The following is a 20,132-nucleotide window of genomic DNA, read 5'->3' as shown; positions in this document are numbered from 1 at the left end:
TCTCCCGGAATAACACTTCGAGGATAATCAAAACGTCATGACGCGTATGAAATATCTGGTGGCTGCCGCCACGTTGAGCCTGGTGCTGACCGGTTGCTCCAGTAACAAGGACGTGGTTCCCGATAACCCGCCTTCTGAGCTCTATGCTACCGCTCAGCAAAAACTGCAGGACGGTAACTTTAAGGGAGCTATTACGCAACTAGAAGCGTTAGATAACCGCTATCCTTTCGGGCCTTACTCCCAACAGGTTCAGCTTGATTTGATTTATGCGTATTATAAATCTGCTGATCTGCCGTTGGCGCAAGCCTCAATCGATCGCTTTATGCGCCTTAATCCAACACATCCTAACATCGATTACGTATTATATATGCGTGGTTTGACTGACATGGCTCTGGATGACAGTGCATTGCAAGGTTTCTTCGGGATTGATCGTTCAGACCGCGACCCGCAACATGCTAAGGCCGCATTCCGCGATTTTAACCAGTTGATTCAAAACTATCCGAACAGCCAGTACGCAACTGATGCGCAAAAACGCCTGACGTTCTTGAAAAATCGTCTGGCCAAGCATGAACTGGCCGTGGCGCAATATTACACTAAACGAGGCGCTTACGTCGCGGTAGTTAACCGTGTAGAACAAATGTTGAGAGATTATCCTGATACTCAAGCAACCCGTGATGCGTTGCCGTTGATGGAAAATGCTTATAAACAGCTGCAACTCAATGCCGAGGCAGACAAAGTTGCCAAGATAATTGCAGCGAATCCAGCCTGAGATTATCTGGCTCGATAAAATAACAAACGGCAGCTTAGGCTGCCGTTTTCAATTCTGCCCTTTCGGCAAATTTTCACTTTACTGGTGTGGGCTGATGAAACTCACCGCATCAGACTATCGCGCTAATATCCTATCTAAAACAGAAAAATAACGCCGTTTTTAACTGAATGCATGCAATATAACTTATCGATAATGCGGCATTATAATCAATGATTCAAGCCCCCAGCCACTATTCCTGACGTTGAATCACAGTTCCCATGACCTTTGCAAAAAGTGACAAAAAAAAGTGATCTTGGTCATACATTTTGTGGGAAAGAGAGGTATGCTGAAGTTATCCAAGACGGAGCAGACAGAGAGGTAAGTCATATGACAGTCAACATTACCAGTAAGCAAATGGATATTACCCCAGCAATTCGCAAGCATGTTGAAGACCGTCTCACCAAACTGGATAAATGGCAGGCCCAGTTAATAAACCCGCATATTGTACTGTCTAAAGATCCACAAGGATTTGTTGCCGATGCAACTATCAGTACGCCAATGGGACCATTGGTTGCCAGTGCCAAACATGATGATATGTATGCTGCAATTAATGAGCTTATCGCCAAACTAGAACGCCAATTAAATAAAGTGCAGCACAAAGGTGAAGCTCGCCGCGCAGCAAGTAGTGTTAAAGAAGCCAATCTGGAGTCAGTAGATGTAGAGGAAGAAGAATCCGAGCAGGAACAATAGCCGGGACCATCCATCTCATTTCGGATCTAACGCGCCTTTGGGCGCGTTTTTTATTGACAGCAATTCAGGCTGGCGGTTAATTTAGAACTTGGTGGTTTTTTAGCACTGACTTTCTTTATTATTTTCGTGGTAGCACGCTCACTGTGACTTACGCGTAAAACAGGTAACCAGTAACGATGATCAATAAAGTGTTTTTCTTCGCATTCTTTTTTACCTTCCCCTGATTGGGAGGCGTTTCGTCGTGTGATAAAGAATGCGAAGACGAACAACAAAGCCTCCCAAACGGGAGGCTTTTTTTATGTGTATATCCTCGTCATACTTCAAGCTGCATGTGCATTGGCTATCTTCCTGCTGCTCGAATTATTTAGGGTATAATCATTCAGAAAAATAAGGCAAATCCCTATGACCGATAATCCATTACTGGTGCTACGTGAACGCATCAGCGCACTAGACTTAAAACTGCTCGCCTTGCTGGCAGAGCGGCGTGAATTAGCAGTGGATGTCGCTAAAGCTAAGCAGCTTCATCATCGCCCTATTCGCGATAAAGAACGTGAACGTGATTTACTGGATGCACTGATAACTGCCGCTAAGCCCTATGACCTTGATGGATTCTATGTCACCCGTCTGTTCCAACTTATTATCGAAGACTCGGTCTTAACTCAACAGGCACTGTTACAACATCAGCTTAATCAAACTGCCCTGCATTCTGCCCGTATCGCTTTCCTTGGCCCGAAAGGTTCTTATTCACATCTGGCTGCACGTCAATATGCCGCTCGTCATTTTGAGCAACTGATTGAATGTGGTTGTCAGAAATTCCAAGATATTTTCACTCAGGTAGAAACCGGGCAAGCGGATTACGCAGTCTTACCGATAGAGAACACCAGTTCCGGCTCTATTAATGATGTTTATGATTTACTGCAACACACCAGTTTATTCATCGTCGGGGAAATAACTAACCCTATTGACCATTGTGTTCTGGTGGCAACTGAAACCGACCTGAGCAAAATCGAAACCGTATACAGTCATCCACAACCTTTCCAGCAGTGCAGCCAGTTCATTAACCGTTTCCCTCATTGGAAAATTGAGTATTGCGAAAGCACTGCTGCAGCGATGGAAAAAGTGGCACAAATAAACTCGCCGACAGCCGCCGCCTTGGGCAGTGAAGCCGGTGGTGCGCTGTATAATTTGCAGGTGCTGGAACATAATCTGGCGAATCAGCAACAAAATATCACTCGCTTCATTGTTCTTGCCCGCAAGTCGATTGAAGTTTCTGAGCAAATACCGGCTAAAACCACCTTAATTATGGCGACAGGTCAGCAATCAGGGGCACTGGTTGAAGCACTATTAGTGCTGCGAGATCACGGCATCATTATGACGAAACTGGAATCCCGGCCGATTAATGGCAATCCGTGGGAAGAGATGTTTTATATTGATGTGCAGGCTAATTTACGTTCCGATTCGATGCAAAAAGCACTGGCAGACTTAGCCCCCATTACCCGCTCGTTGAAAATACTGGGTTGCTACCCAAGCGAGAACGTGGTCCCGGTCAATCCAAGTTAACGCAGTTTTTGAGGTTCACACCGCTTAGGATTTACAAGGCCCAAGGATGGGCCTTGTAACAAGTGCAGAAATGGCGGGTATAATTACAGGCGGCTGTCGTTCGCCTGGCGCAGCAATGAACGGCTTTCCACCAGAAAACGCTCTGCATAATCGCCAAACCAGTGCTCGACTTTCTGAAAACTTTGGACAAAGGCTTGTTTATCACTCTGCTCGAGCAAGGTAATCGCTTCACCAAAGCGTTTATAATAACGTTTAATCAGCGCCAGATTATCTTCTGAAGACATAATAATATCGGCGTAGAGCTGTGGGTCTTGCGCAAACAACCGCCCAACCATCGCCAGTTCCAGGCGATAAATTGGTGAAGACAGTGCCAACAATTGCTCCAGTTGCACGTTTTCCTCAGCCAGATGTAGCCCATAGGCAAACGTCGCAAAGTGCCGTAATGCCTGAATAAACGCCATGTTCTGATCGTGTTCAACAGCACTGATGCGGTGCAATCTTGCCCCCCATACCTGTAACTGCTCTAACAGCCACTGATATGCTTGTGGGTCGCGACCATCACAATACACCACCACTTGCTTTGCCAGACTGCCCACATCAGGGCCAAACATCGGATGCAGGCCCACAACTGGCCCGTCATGAGCAGCCAGCATGGCTTGCAGCGGTTTGTTTTTCACTGAAGCGAGATCCAATAAAATGCAATCTGGCGGTAATTTTGGCAATCGCCCAATCACTTCTTCAGTGACATGAATAGGTACGCTAACAATCACCATACCGGCATCCGCCAGAATGGACTCGGCCTGTGGCCAGTCCTCTTGCTCCAGCGTTTTCACCTGATAACCAGACAAGCCCAGCATGCGGCTGAATAAACGCCCCATCTGCCCTTGCCCGCCGATAATGACTACGGGCCGCAACTGTGGGCACAAGGTTTTAAAACCTTTGTCATTCTCGCTGGTATAAGACTCTCGCATTACCCGACGCAATACATCTTCAATCAAATCCGGTGGTACGCCTAAAGTCTCAGCTTCCTGTCGGCGTGAGGCCAGCATCAAAGCCTCACGATCTGGAACATAAATAGGCAAACCATAACGGCTTTTAACTTCACCTACTTCTGCTACTAAATGCAGGCGTTTAGCCAACAAATCCAACAGTGCTTTATCGACTTCATCAATTTGATCGCGTAAAGCGGTCAGTTCAGCCACCATACTTACTCTTCCTCTACAGTCCGTGCCGCCAGCACTGAACGCAATTCTTGGTGCATGCCACGTAACAGGGTTTCGGTACTTTCCCAGTTAATACAGGCATCGGTCACTGAAACACCGTAGTGCATATCTGCACGGGGTTGTTCAGATGATTGATTCCCTTCGTGGATGTGGCTTTCCAGCATCACACCGGTGATAGAACGATTACCCGCCTTGATCTGTTCAACCACAGATTCAGCGACGGCAGTCTGGCGACGGTAGTCTTTATTCGAATTACCATGACTGCAATCTATCATTAAGGATGGAGTGAGTCCCGCATCCTGCATCTGTTTTTCACACTGAGCGACATTTTGTGCACTGTAGTTAGGGGTTTTGCCACCACGTAAAATCACATGACCGTGTGGATTACCTTGGGTTTGCAACAAACAAACCTGACCGGATTGATTAATCCCCATAAAGCGATGGGGCATAGCCGCCGCACGCATGGCATTGATTGCTGTGCCCAGGCTGCCATCAGTGCCGTTCTTGAATCCAACTGGCATGGATAAACCAGATGCCATCTCACGGTGAGTTTGTGATTCGGTAGTACGCGCACCAATTGCTGACCAGCTGAACAAATCACCCAGGTATTGCGGGCTGTTCGGATCCAGTGCCTCAGTTGCCAGCGGCAACCCCATACCCACTAAATCCAGCAGTAATCGACGGGCAATATGCAAGCCTGCTTCCACATCGAAAGAACCATCCATTGCTGGGTCGTTGATAAGGCCTTTCCAACCGACGGTGGTTCTTGGTTTTTCAAAATAGACACGCATAACGATATATAGGCTATCACTCAACTCCGCTGAGAGTGATTTCAAACGACGCGCATAATCCAGAGCAGCATCCACATCGTGGATCGAACATGGGCCACAAACGACTAATAACCGTGGATCTCGTCCTTGAACAATGTCAGCAATAGTTTTGCGAGCAGATTCAATCGCATACTGATCATTGCCGCTCAAAGGAAACTGGGCTTTCAGTTCTTCCGGGGTTATCAGTATTTGTTCGGCACTGATATGGACATTATTGAGCGCATCTTTTTGCATGATCATATTCTTTACCCTATCTCTGTTTAGCGGATGTCGTTTAGCGTATTTATCGTTTGATGGGGTACACAATACCATGACGTGTAAAGTTTTCAATCCATATGTGTAAATAAATAATTACCACACCTTTATTACCCTATTTCAGTCTGACTTTTGCGGTAAGTCGCAGTTTCTGCACATGGTCCCAACCGCCCTCAGAGGTCATGATAGAATGCGGAAAATTTGTGGAGGCTGTATGTTAAGAGTCATCATCGTCGACGATGAACAACCTGCGCGTGAAGATTTACGCGAAAGACTGAGTGAAGAACACGATATTGAGATCGTCGCCGAATGCAGCAATGCACTGGAAGCAATCCCTGCAATCCAGCGCCTACAGCCCGACGTGGTGTTTCTCGACATCCAAATGCCAAGAATTAATGGCTTGGAATTGGCATCAATGTTGAATCCAGAAAACATGCCACACATCGTGTTTGTTACCGCTTACGATGAATATGCCATCCGCGCATTTGAAGAGCACGCCTTTGACTATCTGTTAAAACCACTCGATCATCAACGATTGGTAAAAACACTAATACGCTTAAGACGCGGCCTGAGTGTAAATAATAATTTACAAAAAATCACCGAACCTATGCTGCGACATATCCCCTGCTCTGGCCATAACCGCATTTTTTTGCTGAAAATTGAGGAAGTAGAATACCTAAGCTCCGAACTTAGCGGGGTGCATGTCGTAGGGACAGTACAATCGGGCTATACCCAGCTATCACTCAAAACACTCGAAGAAAAAACACCATTTATCCGCTGCCACCGGCAATATATGGTAAACACTGAGCAGTTGGGAGAGATTCAACTGATGGATAATGGGTCAGCCGAAGTAATTACTCGAAGCGGCAGACATATCCCGGTGAGTCGCCGCTACTTAAAATCACTGAAGGAGAAATTAGGTATTAGTTGAAGGATGTGGCTGTTGAAAATCGCAGAGGATCCCACGACGGGTTATACCCTTTCTCAATGCATGCCAATCATTAACAGTACGGCGGGGCCAACTCAAAAGGAAAACCGACCATAGGTTGTGATCCAATTGATAAAATTAATGAGTTAAAACGCAGAAAAATAAGTGGCATTAGAAAATCAATACATTAATTTAATACAAAAATAACACATTACTTTCACAATTAGACTGTATATCTCATACTTTCCTCTTTATGCCACTTTAATTAATTATAAAAGTCCAGACTGATATAAAAATAGAGACAGATCTCAGATTTAATTAATTACATAACTAAACAATACTCCCTTGATATTAGCCAAGTTTTAATCAATGCAATCTGTGCTCTGATAGAGAAAGTCGAGTAAGAGCCATGCTCATTGCTTAAAACCAGCGAATATCTAACCGAATTTCATTCATGTTGGAAGCAAGGGAACGTTATGATAACACTACAATTTATAATTATAATTATATGTCTACTACTGGGGACACGCTACGGAGGTATGGGGCTGGGGTTAATAAGTGGTATTGGCTTATTTATTCTGACCTTTATCTTCGGACTAGAACCAGGTAAACCACCAGTAGATGTAATGCTCACCATATTAGCTGTTATTGGTTGTGCATCTGTATTACAAACTGCCGGTGGATTAAATGTAATGATGCAATTTGCCGAGCGCTTATTACGCCGGCATCCTCAGCATATTACACTACTGGCTCCATTCACAACGTGGTCATTAACCTTTTTATGCGGCACCGGGCATGTTGTTTATACTATGTTCCCGATTATTTCTGATATAGCTATTAAGAAAGGTATTCGCCCGGAACGACCAATGGCCGTTGCATCCGTGGCATCTCAAATGGCGATTACCGCCTCACCTGTATCAGTAGCTGTCGTATCATTAGTATCAATTATTGGTGCCAATCACGGTATCGGCCATGCTTACAGCATTTTGGAAATTCTGGCCGTATCAGTCCCAGCCTCTTTAGTTGGGGTACTAATGGCAGCCTTGTGGAGTCTGCGCCGGGGTAAAGACCTGGATAAAGACCCAGATTTTCAAGAAAGAATTAAAGATCCAGAGCAGCGCTCCTTTATTTATGGTTCAACAGATACATTATTGAATCAGGTTTTCCCGAAACAAGCCTATTGGTCTACCTGGATATTCTTCGCCGCTATCGCAATAGTCGTATTACTGGGTGCTTTTGCTGAGCTGCGCCCAGCCTTTGAAGTGAAGGGCAAATTACAGTCACTGTCGATGAATCTGGTTATTCAGATGATGATGCTGATAGCCGGTGCAGTTATCTTGATGGGCTGTAAAGTTAAACCTAGTGATATCTCTAACGGTGCCGTATTTAAAGCTGGCATGGTTGCTATCTTCTCGGTATTCGGTGTTGCCTGGATGAGTGATACCTTCTTCCAAGCCCATATGGGTGATTTGAAACTGGTATTGGAAGATGTCGTGAAAAGTAAGCCTTGGACTTATGCCATTGTTCTGTTCTTGGTTTCCAAGCTGGTTAACAGCCAAGCGGCAGCACTAGCCGCAATAGCACCAATGGGCCTGCAACTTGGTGTTGATCCTAAAATGTTGATTGCCTTCTTCCCTGCTGCTTATGGCTACTTTGTTCTGCCAACCTATCCAAGCGATCTTGCTTGCATCGGTTTTGACCGTTCAGGTACCACCAAGATTGGTAAGTTTATCATTAACCACAGTTTTATCATTCCAGGACTTATCGGTGTTATTAGTTCATGTATCACCGGTTACCTACTGGTAACGACCTTTATGTAATTACCCGGTTTATAGATGATATGCAAAGAGGCCAGCTCACAATGAACTGGCCTCTTTAATTTTGTGGCATAAGAATTTCATTCTGTGAACACAATATCTGTTTTTATTACTTTATTACTCACAGTAAAAAGTTGATACACTCTTTTTATTACATTTTAAGAATTAACTCATCGGAAAAACCTTCTTATTATAATTAATTATTCAATCTGAAATATCTTCTGATTTAGTTGGATCACAACTGCTACAATGCGGGCCGCAGCACAAAAATCATTTTTTTCACCATGGGCCTATTATGTTTTCTTTGCGTCATACCAAGGCGTTGCCGTTTTATATCAGCGCAATCGCTTTATCCCTCATCAGCACGTCAGTTCTTGCTGATGCGGCTGTTTTTACTGCCTTAGATGATCCAGCTACAGCCAAGAAGAGCTTTGATGGTACTGTCGAGGCTGGTTATACCGCACAATCAGGAAATACCACTAACTCAACGTTGACAGCTAACTCAACGTTAACTTGGTTCCAACCTAACACCGCCTATAGTTTGTGGGGAGCCGCGCGCAATACCAGCGCTAACAATCAACGCTCTTCTGAACGTTATCAGCTAGGCGGGCGTACCCGCTATAATCTGACTGATAGTAACTACCTGTTCGGGCAAGCCAGTTGGCTGAATGATCGCTACAACGGTTTTGACTCCCGGTCGGTGTTAACTACCGGTTATGGTCGCCAGATTATGACTACTCCGTTGCACAACCTGCGGGTGGAATTTGGTCCGGGTGTTCGTCACGATGAATTCTATGGTGGTGGTCGAGCCACTAAAGCATTGGCTTATGGCGGTGCAAACTATACCTATCAACTGACTGATAACACGGTATTTAGTGAAGGGGTTTCTGCATTAGCGAACGAAGAAACTACGTTGAACTCTGAAACTGCGTTAAACGTTGCAATCAATAAAAGCTTCGCTCTGCGCTTAGCTTATGTTGTGACTTATAACACTAAGCCACCTGCCAGCGCGCCTAAAAATACTGATACCACAACATCAGTCACGCTGGTTTACGGCCTGTAATCATCTGTTAGTCTCTTTAGCGTGGTGTGATGCCACGCTAATTACCCCCAGTTCTCCTTCCCATTCCCCCCCCCACTTATCGCGCTAAATCTCTGTCGCCATTTTGTAGCCATTGAAATAAAAAAAGGGGTCAGCCAATGGCTAACCCCTTCATAACTATTAACTTTTGGATGCAGCGCTAGCTGTATCTTAGTTAAGACGCTCTTTAATACGAGCAGACTTACCAGTACGCTCACGCAGATAGTACAGTTTCGCTTGACGAACGGCACCACGACGTTTCACAGTAATGCTGTCGATTACTGGGGAGTGAGTTTGGAATACACGCTCAACACCTTCGCCGTTGGAAATTTTACGAACGGTGAACGCAGAATGCAGACCGCGGTTACGAATAGCGATAACCACGCCCTCGAATGCCTGCAGACGCTTTTTAGAACCTTCAACAACCCATACCTTCACTTCCACGGAATCACCCGGACGGAATGCAGGTACATCTTGCTTCATCTGCTCTTGTTCGATTTGCTTGATAATATTGCTCATAATAAGTCTCTTACCCTAGGTAAACTGATATATCAGGAAGTTGGCACGCGGCACAACACTCCTTTCATAGTTCTGTTGCTTCAGGGCTTGTGTTCCCGTTGGAACTCAGCCAGCAACACCATTTGCTCGTCAGTCAGAGCTAGGCTTTCTAGAAGTTCAGGTCTTCTAAGCCAGGTACGGCCCAGCGACTGCTTTAAGCGCCAGCGACGAATCTCGGCATGGTTACCCGACAGTAATACTGGCGGAACTTCCATCCCTTCTAACACCTCAGGACGAGTGTAGTGTGGACAATCCAGCAATCCATCAACAAAGGAATCTTCCTCTGCTGAAGCCTGATGACCTAGCACTCCCGGGATAAAGCGGGATACTGAATCTATCAGAGCCATTGCTGGCAACTCGCCACCGCTGAGAACGTAATCACCAATTGACCATTCTTCATCAATTTCGGTTTTCAGTACGCGCTCATCAACACCTTCGTACCGACCACACACCAGAATCATCTTCTGATTGGTAGCCAGTTCGCAAACACCCTGTTGGTCCAGTTTGCGCCCTTGAGGTGACAGATAAATCACCTTTGCTCCCTCGCCTGCCGCTGCTTTTGCTGCATGAATGGCTTCCCTTAGCGGTTGCACCATCATCAACATTCCCGGGCCACCGCCATATGGGCGGTCATCCACGGTACGATGCCGATCGTAGGTAAAGTCACGAGGACTCCAACACTGCACGCTCAGCAGGCCATTTTTTACTGCCCGGCCAGTTACCCCGTAATCGGTTATTGCGCGGAACATCTCGGGAAACAGGCTAATAACACCGATCCACATCGCTTTGTTCCACTCACTTTTGCCGTTTAATTCGGAGGTCAAAAACCAGGATCCCAATCTACCTCAACACGTTGAGCAGTGAGATCGACTTTCTTGATAACCTGCCCATGAAGAAACGGGACCAACCGCTCCTTCATACCGAATGCATCTTTCAGGTTTGCCTTCACTACCATCACATCGTTAGAACCGGTTTCCATCATATCGATGATTTTACCCAATTCGTAACCCGTGGTTGTTACTACCTGACAGCCCATAAGGTCTTTCCAGTAGTAATCATCCTCTTCTAGTGCGGGTAGTTGCTTGGAATCTACGATAATTTCGCAATTAGTCAGTAAATTCGCGGCATCCCGATCGTCAACACCTTTAACTTTGATGATCAGATCTTGACTGTGGCGCTTCCAGTCTTCCAACTCGACATGCTGCCACTTACCGGCCTGCTGGATAAACCACGGCTGGTAATCAAAAATGCTTTCGGCGTTTTCGGTGGATGAAAATACTCTGAGCCAACCGCGAATGCCGTAAGTTGAACCCATTTTACCGAGTACAATCGGCTGATCGGGAACCACTGGATTGAGTTGCTTGCTCATAATAACCACCACCGCGACAGATTAAGCTGCTTTCTTAGCGTCTTTGATCAGCGCAGATACGCGATCAGAAACTGTTGCACCCAGGCCAACCCAATGTTCGATACGGTCCAGGTCCAAACGCAGAGCTTCAGCCTGACCAGCTGCGATCGGGTTAAAGAAGCCTACACGTTCGATAAAACGACCGTCACGAGCATTACGGCTGTCGGTCACTACTACTTGATAGAACGGACGCTTTTTAGCGCCGCCACGAGCCAAACGAATTGTTACCATAACATCCTCTTTAGTTAATAAAACAACTGGACCCCATCGGGGAACGGGGTCCAGTTGCAATATAAAAAGCCCGAAAATTTTACTCATTTTGGCGCAAAAAGCAATCTAAAGCGTAGATTCCTATGCGCTAGTTTTGGAATGAGTGCAATCTTCTTCGTTTACCGCCGTTTTCAGCGGGAAATCTTTACTCACCTCACACCGGTTTACCTCACAGTGTGAAATATCCCCTTCGTACTTGAAACCGCAGGGTTGTTAGCTGCGCGCACTAACCCGAATCACTTACTTGAGTAAGTTCATCGGGATTCGTTTACTGGCCGCCAACCTGCAACCCAATTACTTTAGGTATGACATTTAGCGGCCTGGGAAACCCGGTGGCATCATACCCTTCATGCCACGCATCATTTTAGCCAAGCCACCATTTTTCATTTTCTTCATCATGCGCTGCATTTCATCAAACTGCTTAAGTAAGCGGTTAACATCCTGCACCTGCACGCCAGAACCGGTAGCAATACGGCGCTTACGCGAGCCTTTGATGATCTCTGGTTTAGCACGTTCTTTCAGCGTCATCGAATTGATGATGGCCTCCATACGAACCGTCACCTTATCGTCCATCTGTGATTTCACGTTTTCTGGCAACTGACCAGCACCCGGCATTTTACTCAACATGCTGGCCATACCGCCCATATTGCGCATTTGCTTCAACTGATCAAGGAAGTCGTTGAGATCGAAACCATCACCTTTTTTCAGCTTGGTGGCCAGTTTCTCCGCTTGTGCACGGTCAACTTTACTTTCGATATCTTCAATCAGCGACAGCACGTCGCCCATCCCCAGAATGCGTGAAGCCACGCGATCCGGGTGGAACGGCTCCAGGGCATCAGACTTTTCGCCCACGCCCAAGAATTTGATCGGCTTGCCGGTAATATGGCGGATAGACAGAGCCGCACCACCACGGGCATCACCATCAACTTTAGTCAGCACCACACCGGTGAGCGGCAACGCTTCGTTGAATGCTTTCGCCGTGTTAGCAGCATCCTGCCCGGTCATTGCATCGACAACAAACAAGGTTTCAACCGGATTAATCGCGGCATGAATCTGTTTGATCTCGTCCATCATCGCTTCATCGACGTGCAAGCGACCGGCGGTATCGACAATCAGAACATCATAAAACTTGAGTTTTGCCTGTTGCAGAGCACGATTAACAATATCAATCGGCTTTTCTTGTACATCAGACGGGAAGAAATCAATATCAACACCCTGTGCCAGCGTCTCCAACTGTTTGATCGCCGCAGGGCGATACACGTCGGCAGACACAACCAGCACTTTTTTCTTCTGTTTTTCTTTAAGGAACTTACCCAGTTTGGCCACACTGGTGGTTTTACCCGCCCCTTGCAGACCCGCCATTAACACCACTGCTGGCGGTTGAGCGGCCAGATTCAGTTCGTTATTGACCTCGCCCATGGCGGCGATAAGTTCATTTTTAACTATTTTGACGAATTCTTGGCCTGGCGTGAGGCTTTTATTCACCTCATGCCCGACAGCGCGCTCTTTTACCCGGTTGATAAAGTCACGAACCACCGGCAGGGCTACGTCAGCTTCCAGTAACGCCATGCGAACTTCACGCAGCGTTTCTTTAATATTTTCTTCTGTCAGCCGGCCACGGCCGCTGATATTGCGCAATGTGCGCGACAATCGATCAGTTAAGTTCTCAAACATTGTCTCATACTCAACGTGGAAACAGGCCGCTCTGGCGACACAATGGGGGGATTATAACACGAAGCTTAAACGATCTCTGCCCTCACGTCGGAGAACGGTTGGAGAGGGACGCGCTCAACGCTATACTGGCTATCTAATTCACTTAGCCGATGCCCATATACCGCTATGCCCGTGTTCTCCATTTTGGCTTTGATCGCTTATTCGCTCAGCCTGGGCCTGATTGTCCCAAGCCTGGTGCAGAAAAATAGTGCTTACCGTCGGTTAGCGCTGGTTTCTGCCGTCGTGGCTCTAGTGTGCCATGCAATTGCCCTGAAGCATCAGATTTTTGATGTCGGTGGAGGCCAAAACCTCACTTTATTAAATATTGGTTCCATCGTGGGGCTGATGATCTGCACTATCATGACTATCGTCGCCTCCCAGGGGCGCGGTTGGTTCTTACTGCCGATTGTCTATAGCTTTGCCATGATCAACCTGGCCCTTGCCAGCTTGCTACCGGGCGAATTTATTACGCATTTGGAAGCTAGCCCTACCATATTCGTTCATATTGGGTTAGCGCTTTTTGCCTACGCAACACTGATTATCGCGGCGTTGTATGCATTACAACTGGCTTGGCTCGACTATCAGTTAAAAAATAAAAAACTGACATTTAATGCAGACATGCCCCCATTGATGAGCATTGAACGTAAAATGTTCCATATCACCCAGATTGGGGTGGTATTACTGACGCTGACGCTATGTACTGGTTTACTTTATATGGACAACATATTTAGTAAAGAAAACATCCATAAAGCGGTGTTATCGATCATGGCTTGGTTTGTCTATATTGTTCTATTATGGGGCCATTACCATGAGGGCTGGCGCGGGCGTAGAGTGATTTGGTTCAGCTTTGCTGGCGCATTTCTGCTTACGCTGGCTTATTTCGGCAGCCGCTTGGTGCAAGAAGTTCTGGTTTCCTAATCATTTTCTAAGCCATCCGCAGATGGCCCAGTTGCACTGACAGAACCATCATCGCAATTAAGGAACACAGTGTTGGATCACGTATCAACTAGCACGCTGATCATTATTCTGGTCATTATGGTCGTGGTCTCGGCTTATTTTTCCGCCTCCGAAACCGGTATGATGACCCTTAATCGCTACCGTTTACGCCATTTATCCAAACAGGGTAATCGCGCCGCACGGCGGGTTGAGAAACTATTACGACGCCCCGACCGTCTGATAAGCCTGGTGTTAATCGGCAATAATCTGGTTAATATTTTGGCATCCGCCCTGGCAACGATTGTCGGTATCCGCTTATACGGGAGTGCCGGGGTTGCAATAGCAACTGGGGTACTGACTTTTGTGGTGTTGATTTTTGCTGAAGTGATGCCGAAAACTATCGCGGCACTTTATCCTGAGCGTATCGCTTTCCCCAGCAGTGTATTACTGGCACCGTTGCAAAAAATCATGCTGCCGCTGGTGTGGTTACTCAATACCATCACCCGTGGGCTAATGCGGTTGTGCGGTATCAGAGGGAATGTGCACAGTAGCGATGCAGTTAGCAAAGATGAATTGCGCAGTATCGTAAATGAATCTCACTCCCAAATATCCCGCCGTAATCAAGATATGTTGATATCTGTACTGGACTTGGAAAAAGTGACAGTTAGCGACATCATGGTGCCACGCAATGAAGTCGTCGGTATTGATATCAATGATGACTGGAAGTCAATCATGCGCCAGCTAACCCACTCGCCACATGGTCGCATCGTGCTGTATCGCCAGTCATTGGATGATTCCATCGGCATGTTACGTGTGCGGGAAGCCTATCGGTTAATGACTGAGAAAAAAGAGTTCAATAAAGAGAATTTGCTGCGCGCAGCCGATGAAATCTACTTTATTCCAGAAGGCACACCACTGAATGTGCAACTGGTGAAGTTCCAGCGAAATAAAGAGAAAGTCGGCATGATTGTCGATGAATATGGGGATATTCAGGGGTTGGTGACTGTTGAAGATATTTTGGAAGAGATCGTCGGTGACTTTACTACATCAATGTCCCCAACACTGGCAGAAGAGGTCAATCCGCAAAGTGACGGTTCAGTACTCATTGATGGTAGTGCCAGCGTTCGCGAACTGAACAAAGCGTTCAACTGGTCACTTCCTATCGATGCCCGTACGATCAATGGCATGCTGCTAGAAGAGCTACAAGAGATCCCACAGGTAGATGCTCAGGTCCGTATCGGCAATTATCTAATTGATGTCCTGGATGTGCAAGAGAACATGATTAAACAGGTGCGCGTCACCCCGATTGTGTCTCAAGGCAGCGCCACATAACTGCTTAATCAATGCGGTTAGTTAACATAAAAAAGACGCCTTATCAGCGTCTTTTTTGCGTTCGCCCGCTGAAAACTAAATATGTAATTCAGACAGTTTTTCTTTTGGCAGTGCCAGTTCTTCGTTGTGGTTAATTCGCACATCACGTTCAAGAATACCTTTGGCAATCTCCTGCGCTTCTTCCAACGAGTGCATGTGATAAGTCCCACACTGATATTCATTCAACTCAGGAATTTTCCGTTGGTCGGTTACCTTCAACACATCTGCCATTGCCGCTTTCCAGGCATCAGCAACACGTTGCTCATCCGGTGTGCCAATCAGGCTCATATAGAAACCTGTACGGCACCCCATTGGTGAGATATCGATAATCTCAACACCGTTACCATTGAGGTGGTTACGCATAAAACCAGCAAAGAGATGCTCCAGTGTATGAATCCCGCGCTCCGGCATCACTTCTTTATTTGGCACACAGAAGCGCAAATCAAATACAGTTATCTCGTCGCCATGAGGGGTTTTCATCGTCTTAGCAACACGCACAGCCGGTGCTTTCATAATGGTATGGTCTACGGTAAAGCTATCCAATAATGGCATTTGGTCACCTCCTCATAAAAAAATAATTTTTTATCTGATCTTTTTTCGCAATCCGTGAAACTTTTTCGAATCCCGCGCGTCTTAATATGTGAAAGACGCGCATTTGTTATCATCATCCCTGTTATAGAGATGTTAATTTGGCCACAGTAATGTGGCCTTTTCTTTTTACTGGCCACCATGAAGTAGCAAATACTCTTCAAAGCTTAGCTGATCTTTGAGTTCAAGATCACGCTGGCGTTGCCATGAAGCATCTCGCTCTGCACTCAATTGCTCTTCAGTTAGCAACTCCAATGGCTCACTTTGCAGCATCTCCTTGTAGCGCTCCGCTAATTCAAGGCCAACACCACCAATACCACCTTCTTTCATCGCGTGCAAAATACGCGCAGAGAACGTCAGACTCGGGTCGTCAAACGACGCGACAAGTTCATCGCACACTTGCTGATATGCAGTGCTATCTTTACCATCCAACACTTCTGCTACACGACGCAGATCGGCAAACAGATCCTTGCCCACCTTTTCCAACGGCGCACGAGTATCATTACACCCCATGCCGATAGTCTGCCCCGGTTTACGCCCTTCTAAAATAACGCGATTCCAGTTTTTGCGTGTGCATAGCAATTCGTCACTGCTCATTTCTGGCGCATCAGCTAATACACACCAAATCAGGAATAGATCGAGGAACCGTGCTTGCACAGCATCAACACCAATCGGTGAGAATGGGTTAATGTCCAGAGAACGCACTTCGATATATTCAATACCACCACGTAGCAAAGCATCTGATGGTGATTCGCCAGCCCGGGTAACCCGTTTTGGCCGAATCGGGGCATACAGTTCATTTTCAATCTGCAATACATTGCTATTTAATTGCAGATGACGATCGCCCTCTTTTAGCCCCAGAGCTGCGTACTCTTCTGATGGCGTTTGGATTGCACGTTTTAGCCCTGCCACATAGGTGTGCAAGTCATTAAACGTAATACCCAAATTGCTTTGTGATTTATTGGTATAACCTAAGTCACTCAGGCGCAAAGAGGTGGCATATGGCAAATAACACATCCCTTTATCATTACGCTCAAATGGCAATGCCGTCTCACGCCCTTGCAGGAACGATGAACAAATAGCCGGTGAAGCACCAAACAGATACGGGATAACCCAACCAAAGCGGTAGTAGTTACGAATCAGTCGGAAGTAACCTGCTGAAATCTCCTCCTTACCACTTTTTTCATCGGTAACACCTGCCCACGCCTGCCAAAACTCCAACGGCAAAGAGAAGTTATAGTGCACACCAGAGATGGTTTGCATCAACGCTCCGTAACGGTTTTTTAAACCTTCACGGTAAAGTGTTTTGAAACGGCCAATATTTGAAGAGCCATACTTAGCCAATTCAATATCTTGCTCAGCCCCAATAAAGCAAGGCATGCTGAGCGGCCACATACGCTCATCACCCAGTTTACGTGCGGTATAACGGTGGATATCACGCAAAAAAGTCAACAGATGGTCAATATCACCATCTACGGGAGTAATGAACTCCAGCAATGCCTCAGCAAAATCAGTGGTAATCCATTGATGTGTCAGGGCTGCACCCAATGACTCTGGATGACCCGTCGAGGCTAATTGGCCATCGGCAGTCACTCTCAATGTTTCCCGCTCGATACCGCGACGGATCCCTTTCAGGGCTTTAGGGTGCGCTTCCAGCCAAGTTAGCGCGTGTGATACATCCGGGATCAAATCGACCTCCCGCTCTTGAAAACCATAACTCGTCAGCATACTGAAACTGCATAGAGGTGACTACGTAAGTTTGTCACATTCTTTACTGCCACCAGGCGATTCCTTGTAACGTAATTACCGTTAACACGATATAACGCAATGCTTTTCCCAAACACAGGAAAAAAACCACAAGACCCCAGGGCATACGCAACCAGCCTGCTAACACACACATCAAATCGCCCACTATCGGTAGCCAGCTCAATAACAAAGCTGCTGGGCCAAAACGTTGGAGCCAGCCTAATGCTGTACTCATCCCCCGCTGTGGCTTTAGCTCCGGTAATAAACGCCCTATAACAACATTAGTTAGCCCCCCAAGGGTATTCCCGACAGTGGCAGATAACACCAGCATCATTGCCGGCGCACTACCTGCCGTTAATAGGGTGACTAACAGAATTTCAGAATTTCCGGGTAAGAGCGTCGCACTGAGGAAGCTACTCCCGAATAAAGAAGCAATAGCGAGCGTACTACTCACAACAGGCGCACATCAACTATTGCCATGTTGGCCCTTTTAGCCGCTTCAACACCAAAGTCAGCATCTTCGAAGACTATGCATCTTTCGGGCCGCACGCCGAGTAACTGTGCACAGCGTAAGAATGTTTCAGGCTCTGGTTTATGTTTGGTGACATCATCTGCACCGACAACAACCTCGAAATACCCCCGCAGGCCCAGATGACACAAGAGCATCTCTGCCATAGCATGCTCGCTTCCTGTCCCTACAGCCATAGGTTTACGCCCATGATAGGCTTTAACCACGTCTATGAGCGGCAGAGGCTTCACATTATCCAACAGCATCGTCTTCACTAATGCCGTTTTCTCAGCAGCCAATAAATGAGGATCCACATCCGATTGATGATTAGCAATAATCACCTGGGCAATTTTCCAGGTCGGTGCGCCATTCAAAGCCACCATCGCTTGTTCGTCGAAATGCATACCATAAGGTCTTAGCACCTGACGCCAGGCCTGACGATGTGTGGACTCAGTGTCCAGAATGGTGCCATCCATATCAAAAATCAGGCCTTCGTAGCGATCGTACATCGTGACTCCGCGACTAGGGATAAAATGAAAAGCTACTTTATCGCAAACTAACTAAATTGTCGCTCACTGTATAATCATATGAAATTGCTTGATAAATAATAAATTCAGCTTAATAAAGTTGCTATTTGATATAGAGGAAACCGATGAGTTGAAGCGTTGACTACGAGATAAGAGAATTCAAGTATTTTGTTTTGCGGGGCAATAGGGAACAAGAAGCAAGCCCAGAAAGCAGAAAACCCCGCCGTAGCGAGGTTTCTTAATATGGTGCACCCAGGAAGATTCGAACTTCCGACCGCTCGGTTCGTAGCCGAGTACTCTATCCAGCTGAGCTATGGGTGCGATTTTTATTTCTAATTTTACGGAGGCGTTTCAGCAAGTGAAACTTAACAACAAGATGTATGACCTAGAAGATGGTGCACCCAGGAAGATTCGAACTTCCGACCGCTCGGTTCGTAGCCGAGTACTCTATCCAGCTGAGCTATGGGTGCAATTAATTCTTTGACACTACCTGATGTTCATTTGACTATTTCACCATACTGCAAAATATGGTGCACCCAGGAAGATTCGAACTTCCGACCGCTCGGTTCGTAGCCGAGTACTCTATCCAGCTGAGCTATGGGTGCATAGTAAATGGCGGTGAGGGAGGGATTCGAACCCTCGATACAGCTTTTGACCGTATACTCCCTTAGCAGGGGAGCGCCTTCAGCCTCTCGGCCACCTCACCATACGCTTCTTTCGAATCGTGCCTGACTTGCTTTTTAAGAAAGCTCATCGGCACTGCGTGGCGCACATATTACTTTCCCGCACTTATAAGTCAAACAATTTTTCCCAACTCACGTTCATTTGCACAATTCACACACAACATGACCAGTTTGACGTCAAAAAGAGTGTTTTATCAACAGGCAAGATAGTGTTTATCGCCACGTAATCCGATAGAAGAAAAATCAAATTCTCACAACCGCCCGATTAAACAGGCCGAAAACAGAAAATTATTACGGCAAGAGAAGGTAAAAAGGAAATAAAACAGTAGAACTGAGGAGAATAGACAGCAGTAGCGCCTCGTGTAACACGAGACGCTGCTTCAAAATCAGTAAGTCGTAGGTTGAGACTTTTCTGCTTGGATGCGTTGGTAGATTTCTTCACGGTGAACAGAAACTTCTTTCGGAGCATTTACACCAATTCGAACCTGGTTGCCTTTAACCCCTAATACAGTAACCGTAACCTCATCGCCAATCATGAGTGTTTCACCAACTCGACGAGTCAGAATAAGCATTCTTTGCTCCTTGAAAAATTAAAAGAGTCGGGTCTCTCAGTTTCCCCGCCATTATCCATC

General features: G+C 46.4%; 20 protein-coding genes, 4 tRNA genes and 1 other annotated feature. Of the genes, 8 read left to right on the top strand and 16 right to left on the bottom strand.

The window, feature by feature from the left end; genetic code table 11:
• Positions 1–37: 37 nt before the first annotated feature.
• From bamD to pheA, 3 genes are all read left to right on the top strand, one after another.
• On the top strand, positions 38–769 hold the full coding sequence (gene bamD, locus A6J67_RS08415) for an outer membrane protein assembly factor BamD (RefSeq protein ID WP_032905545.1): 732 nt from the start codon (positions 38–40) through the stop codon (positions 767–769).
• 366 nt (positions 770–1,135) lie between these two features.
• On the top strand, positions 1,136–1,498 hold the full coding sequence (gene raiA, locus A6J67_RS08410) for a ribosome-associated translation inhibitor RaiA (RefSeq protein ID WP_005182060.1): 363 nt from the start codon (positions 1,136–1,138) through the stop codon (positions 1,496–1,498).
• Positions 1,499–1,673: 175 nt separating this feature from the next.
• Positions 1,674–1,798: a sequence feature (Phe leader region), on the top strand.
• Positions 1,799–1,900: 102 nt separating this feature from the next.
• Entirely contained in the window at positions 1,901–3,058 is a 1,158-nt protein-coding gene (pheA, locus tag A6J67_RS08400) for a bifunctional chorismate mutase/prephenate dehydratase (protein ID WP_005182057.1), read from the top strand.
• An 83-nt stretch (positions 3,059–3,141) separates the two neighbouring features.
• Here pheA and tyrA read toward each other — a convergent pair whose 3' ends face one another.
• Together tyrA and A6J67_RS08390 are read right to left on the bottom strand one after the other, a co-directional pair.
• The gene (gene tyrA, locus A6J67_RS08395; RefSeq protein ID WP_005182054.1) at positions 3,142–4,263 is read right to left on the bottom strand and encodes a bifunctional chorismate mutase/prephenate dehydrogenase; all 1,122 of its coding nucleotides are present in this window, start codon (positions 4,261–4,263) and stop codon (positions 3,142–3,144) included.
• A gap of 2 nt (positions 4,264–4,265) precedes the next feature.
• Positions 4,266–5,345, bottom strand: coding sequence for a 3-deoxy-7-phosphoheptulonate synthase (locus tag A6J67_RS08390; RefSeq protein WP_042568480.1), 1,080 nt, complete (start codon positions 5,343–5,345; stop codon positions 4,266–4,268).
• Positions 5,346–5,580: 235 nt separating this feature from the next.
• Between A6J67_RS08390 and btsR the strand changes: the two genes are divergently transcribed.
• From btsR to A6J67_RS08375, 3 genes are all read left to right on the top strand, one after another.
• Positions 5,581–6,297 carry a two-component system response regulator BtsR gene (gene btsR, locus A6J67_RS08385; RefSeq protein ID WP_042568481.1) on the top strand — a complete coding sequence of 239 codons (717 nt, stop codon included), beginning with the start codon at positions 5,581–5,583 and terminating at the stop codon, positions 6,295–6,297.
• 473 nt (positions 6,298–6,770) lie between these two features.
• On the top strand, positions 6,771–8,114 hold the full coding sequence (locus A6J67_RS08380) for an anaerobic C4-dicarboxylate transporter (protein WP_032905544.1): 1,344 nt from the start codon (positions 6,771–6,773) through the stop codon (positions 8,112–8,114).
• Between the two features lie 292 nt (positions 8,115–8,406).
• Complete coding sequence (locus A6J67_RS08375; protein WP_005182041.1) at positions 8,407–9,174, top strand: YdiY family protein; 768 nt, start codon at positions 8,407–8,409, stop codon at positions 9,172–9,174.
• A 189-nt stretch (positions 9,175–9,363) separates the two neighbouring features.
• On the opposite strand, the gene rplS is transcribed toward A6J67_RS08375, so the two are convergent.
• The 5 genes from rplS to ffh form a co-directional block, all read right to left on the bottom strand.
• Positions 9,364–9,711: a 50S ribosomal protein L19 gene (gene rplS, locus A6J67_RS08370; protein WP_005182038.1), complete on the bottom strand. Its 348-nt coding sequence runs from the start codon at positions 9,709–9,711 to the stop codon at positions 9,364–9,366.
• A gap of 80 nt (positions 9,712–9,791) precedes the next feature.
• Positions 9,792–10,532, bottom strand: a complete 741-nt coding sequence (trmD, locus tag A6J67_RS08365) for a tRNA (guanosine(37)-N1)-methyltransferase TrmD (protein WP_005182033.1) — start codon at positions 10,530–10,532, stop codon at positions 9,792–9,794.
• Positions 10,533–10,570: 38 nt separating this feature from the next.
• Entirely contained in the window at positions 10,571–11,119 is a 549-nt protein-coding gene (gene rimM / locus A6J67_RS08360) for a ribosome maturation factor RimM (RefSeq protein ID WP_032905542.1), read from the bottom strand.
• A 21-nt stretch (positions 11,120–11,140) separates the two neighbouring features.
• Positions 11,141–11,389: a 30S ribosomal protein S16 gene (gene rpsP, locus A6J67_RS08355; protein WP_005182026.1), complete on the bottom strand. Its 249-nt coding sequence runs from the start codon at positions 11,387–11,389 to the stop codon at positions 11,141–11,143.
• A gap of 351 nt (positions 11,390–11,740) precedes the next feature.
• Positions 11,741–13,102: a signal recognition particle protein gene (gene ffh / locus A6J67_RS08350; protein WP_005182022.1), complete on the bottom strand. Its 1,362-nt coding sequence runs from the start codon at positions 13,100–13,102 to the stop codon at positions 11,741–11,743.
• Positions 13,103–13,267: 165 nt separating this feature from the next.
• Between ffh and A6J67_RS08345 the strand changes: the two genes are divergently transcribed.
• Positions 13,268–14,059 carry an inner membrane protein YpjD gene (locus A6J67_RS08345; protein ID WP_005182020.1) on the top strand — a complete coding sequence of 264 codons (792 nt, stop codon included), beginning with the start codon at positions 13,268–13,270 and terminating at the stop codon, positions 14,057–14,059.
• A 72-nt stretch (positions 14,060–14,131) separates the two neighbouring features.
• On the top strand, positions 14,132–15,409 hold the full coding sequence (locus A6J67_RS08340; protein WP_161597800.1) for an HlyC/CorC family transporter: 1,278 nt from the start codon (positions 14,132–14,134) through the stop codon (positions 15,407–15,409).
• 75 nt (positions 15,410–15,484) lie between these two features.
• Here A6J67_RS08340 and luxS read toward each other — a convergent pair whose 3' ends face one another.
• From luxS to csrA, 9 genes are all read right to left on the bottom strand, one after another.
• Positions 15,485–16,000, bottom strand: a complete 516-nt coding sequence (gene luxS, locus A6J67_RS08335; RefSeq protein ID WP_005182014.1) for an S-ribosylhomocysteine lyase — start codon at positions 15,998–16,000, stop codon at positions 15,485–15,487.
• Positions 16,001–16,165: 165 nt separating this feature from the next.
• Complete coding sequence (gshA, locus tag A6J67_RS08330) at positions 16,166–17,764, bottom strand: glutamate--cysteine ligase (RefSeq protein WP_005182010.1); 1,599 nt, start codon at positions 17,762–17,764, stop codon at positions 16,166–16,168.
• A 43-nt stretch (positions 17,765–17,807) separates the two neighbouring features.
• Positions 17,808–18,236 carry a YqaA family protein gene (locus A6J67_RS08325; protein WP_032905541.1) on the bottom strand — a complete coding sequence of 143 codons (429 nt, stop codon included), beginning with the start codon at positions 18,234–18,236 and terminating at the stop codon, positions 17,808–17,810.
• Positions 18,233–18,799, bottom strand: a complete 567-nt coding sequence (gene yqaB / locus A6J67_RS08320; protein ID WP_005182003.1) for a fructose-1-phosphate/6-phosphogluconate phosphatase — start codon at positions 18,797–18,799, stop codon at positions 18,233–18,235. Before yqaB ends, A6J67_RS08325 begins: the two co-directional genes overlap by 4 nt.
• A 262-nt stretch (positions 18,800–19,061) precedes the next feature.
• Positions 19,062–19,138, bottom strand: a tRNA-Arg gene (locus A6J67_RS08315).
• Between the two features lie 72 nt (positions 19,139–19,210).
• Positions 19,211–19,287 (bottom strand) — tRNA-Arg (locus A6J67_RS08310).
• A 58-nt stretch (positions 19,288–19,345) separates the two neighbouring features.
• Positions 19,346–19,422: transfer RNA gene (locus tag A6J67_RS08305), tRNA-Arg, on the bottom strand.
• An 8-nt stretch (positions 19,423–19,430) separates the two neighbouring features.
• Positions 19,431–19,523: transfer RNA gene (locus A6J67_RS08300), tRNA-Ser, on the bottom strand.
• Between the two features lie 363 nt (positions 19,524–19,886).
• Positions 19,887–20,072 carry a carbon storage regulator CsrA gene (gene csrA, locus A6J67_RS08295; protein ID WP_002209449.1) on the bottom strand — a complete coding sequence of 62 codons (186 nt, stop codon included), beginning with the start codon at positions 20,070–20,072 and terminating at the stop codon, positions 19,887–19,889.
• Positions 20,073–20,132: the final 60 nt, after the last annotated feature.

This window comes from Yersinia sp. FDAARGOS_228 (genome assembly GCF_002073315.2).
GTDB classification, from domain to species: Bacteria; Pseudomonadota; Gammaproteobacteria; order Enterobacterales; family Enterobacteriaceae; genus Yersinia; species Yersinia intermedia.
This window is presented reverse-complemented; position numbering and strand designations above follow the sequence as displayed.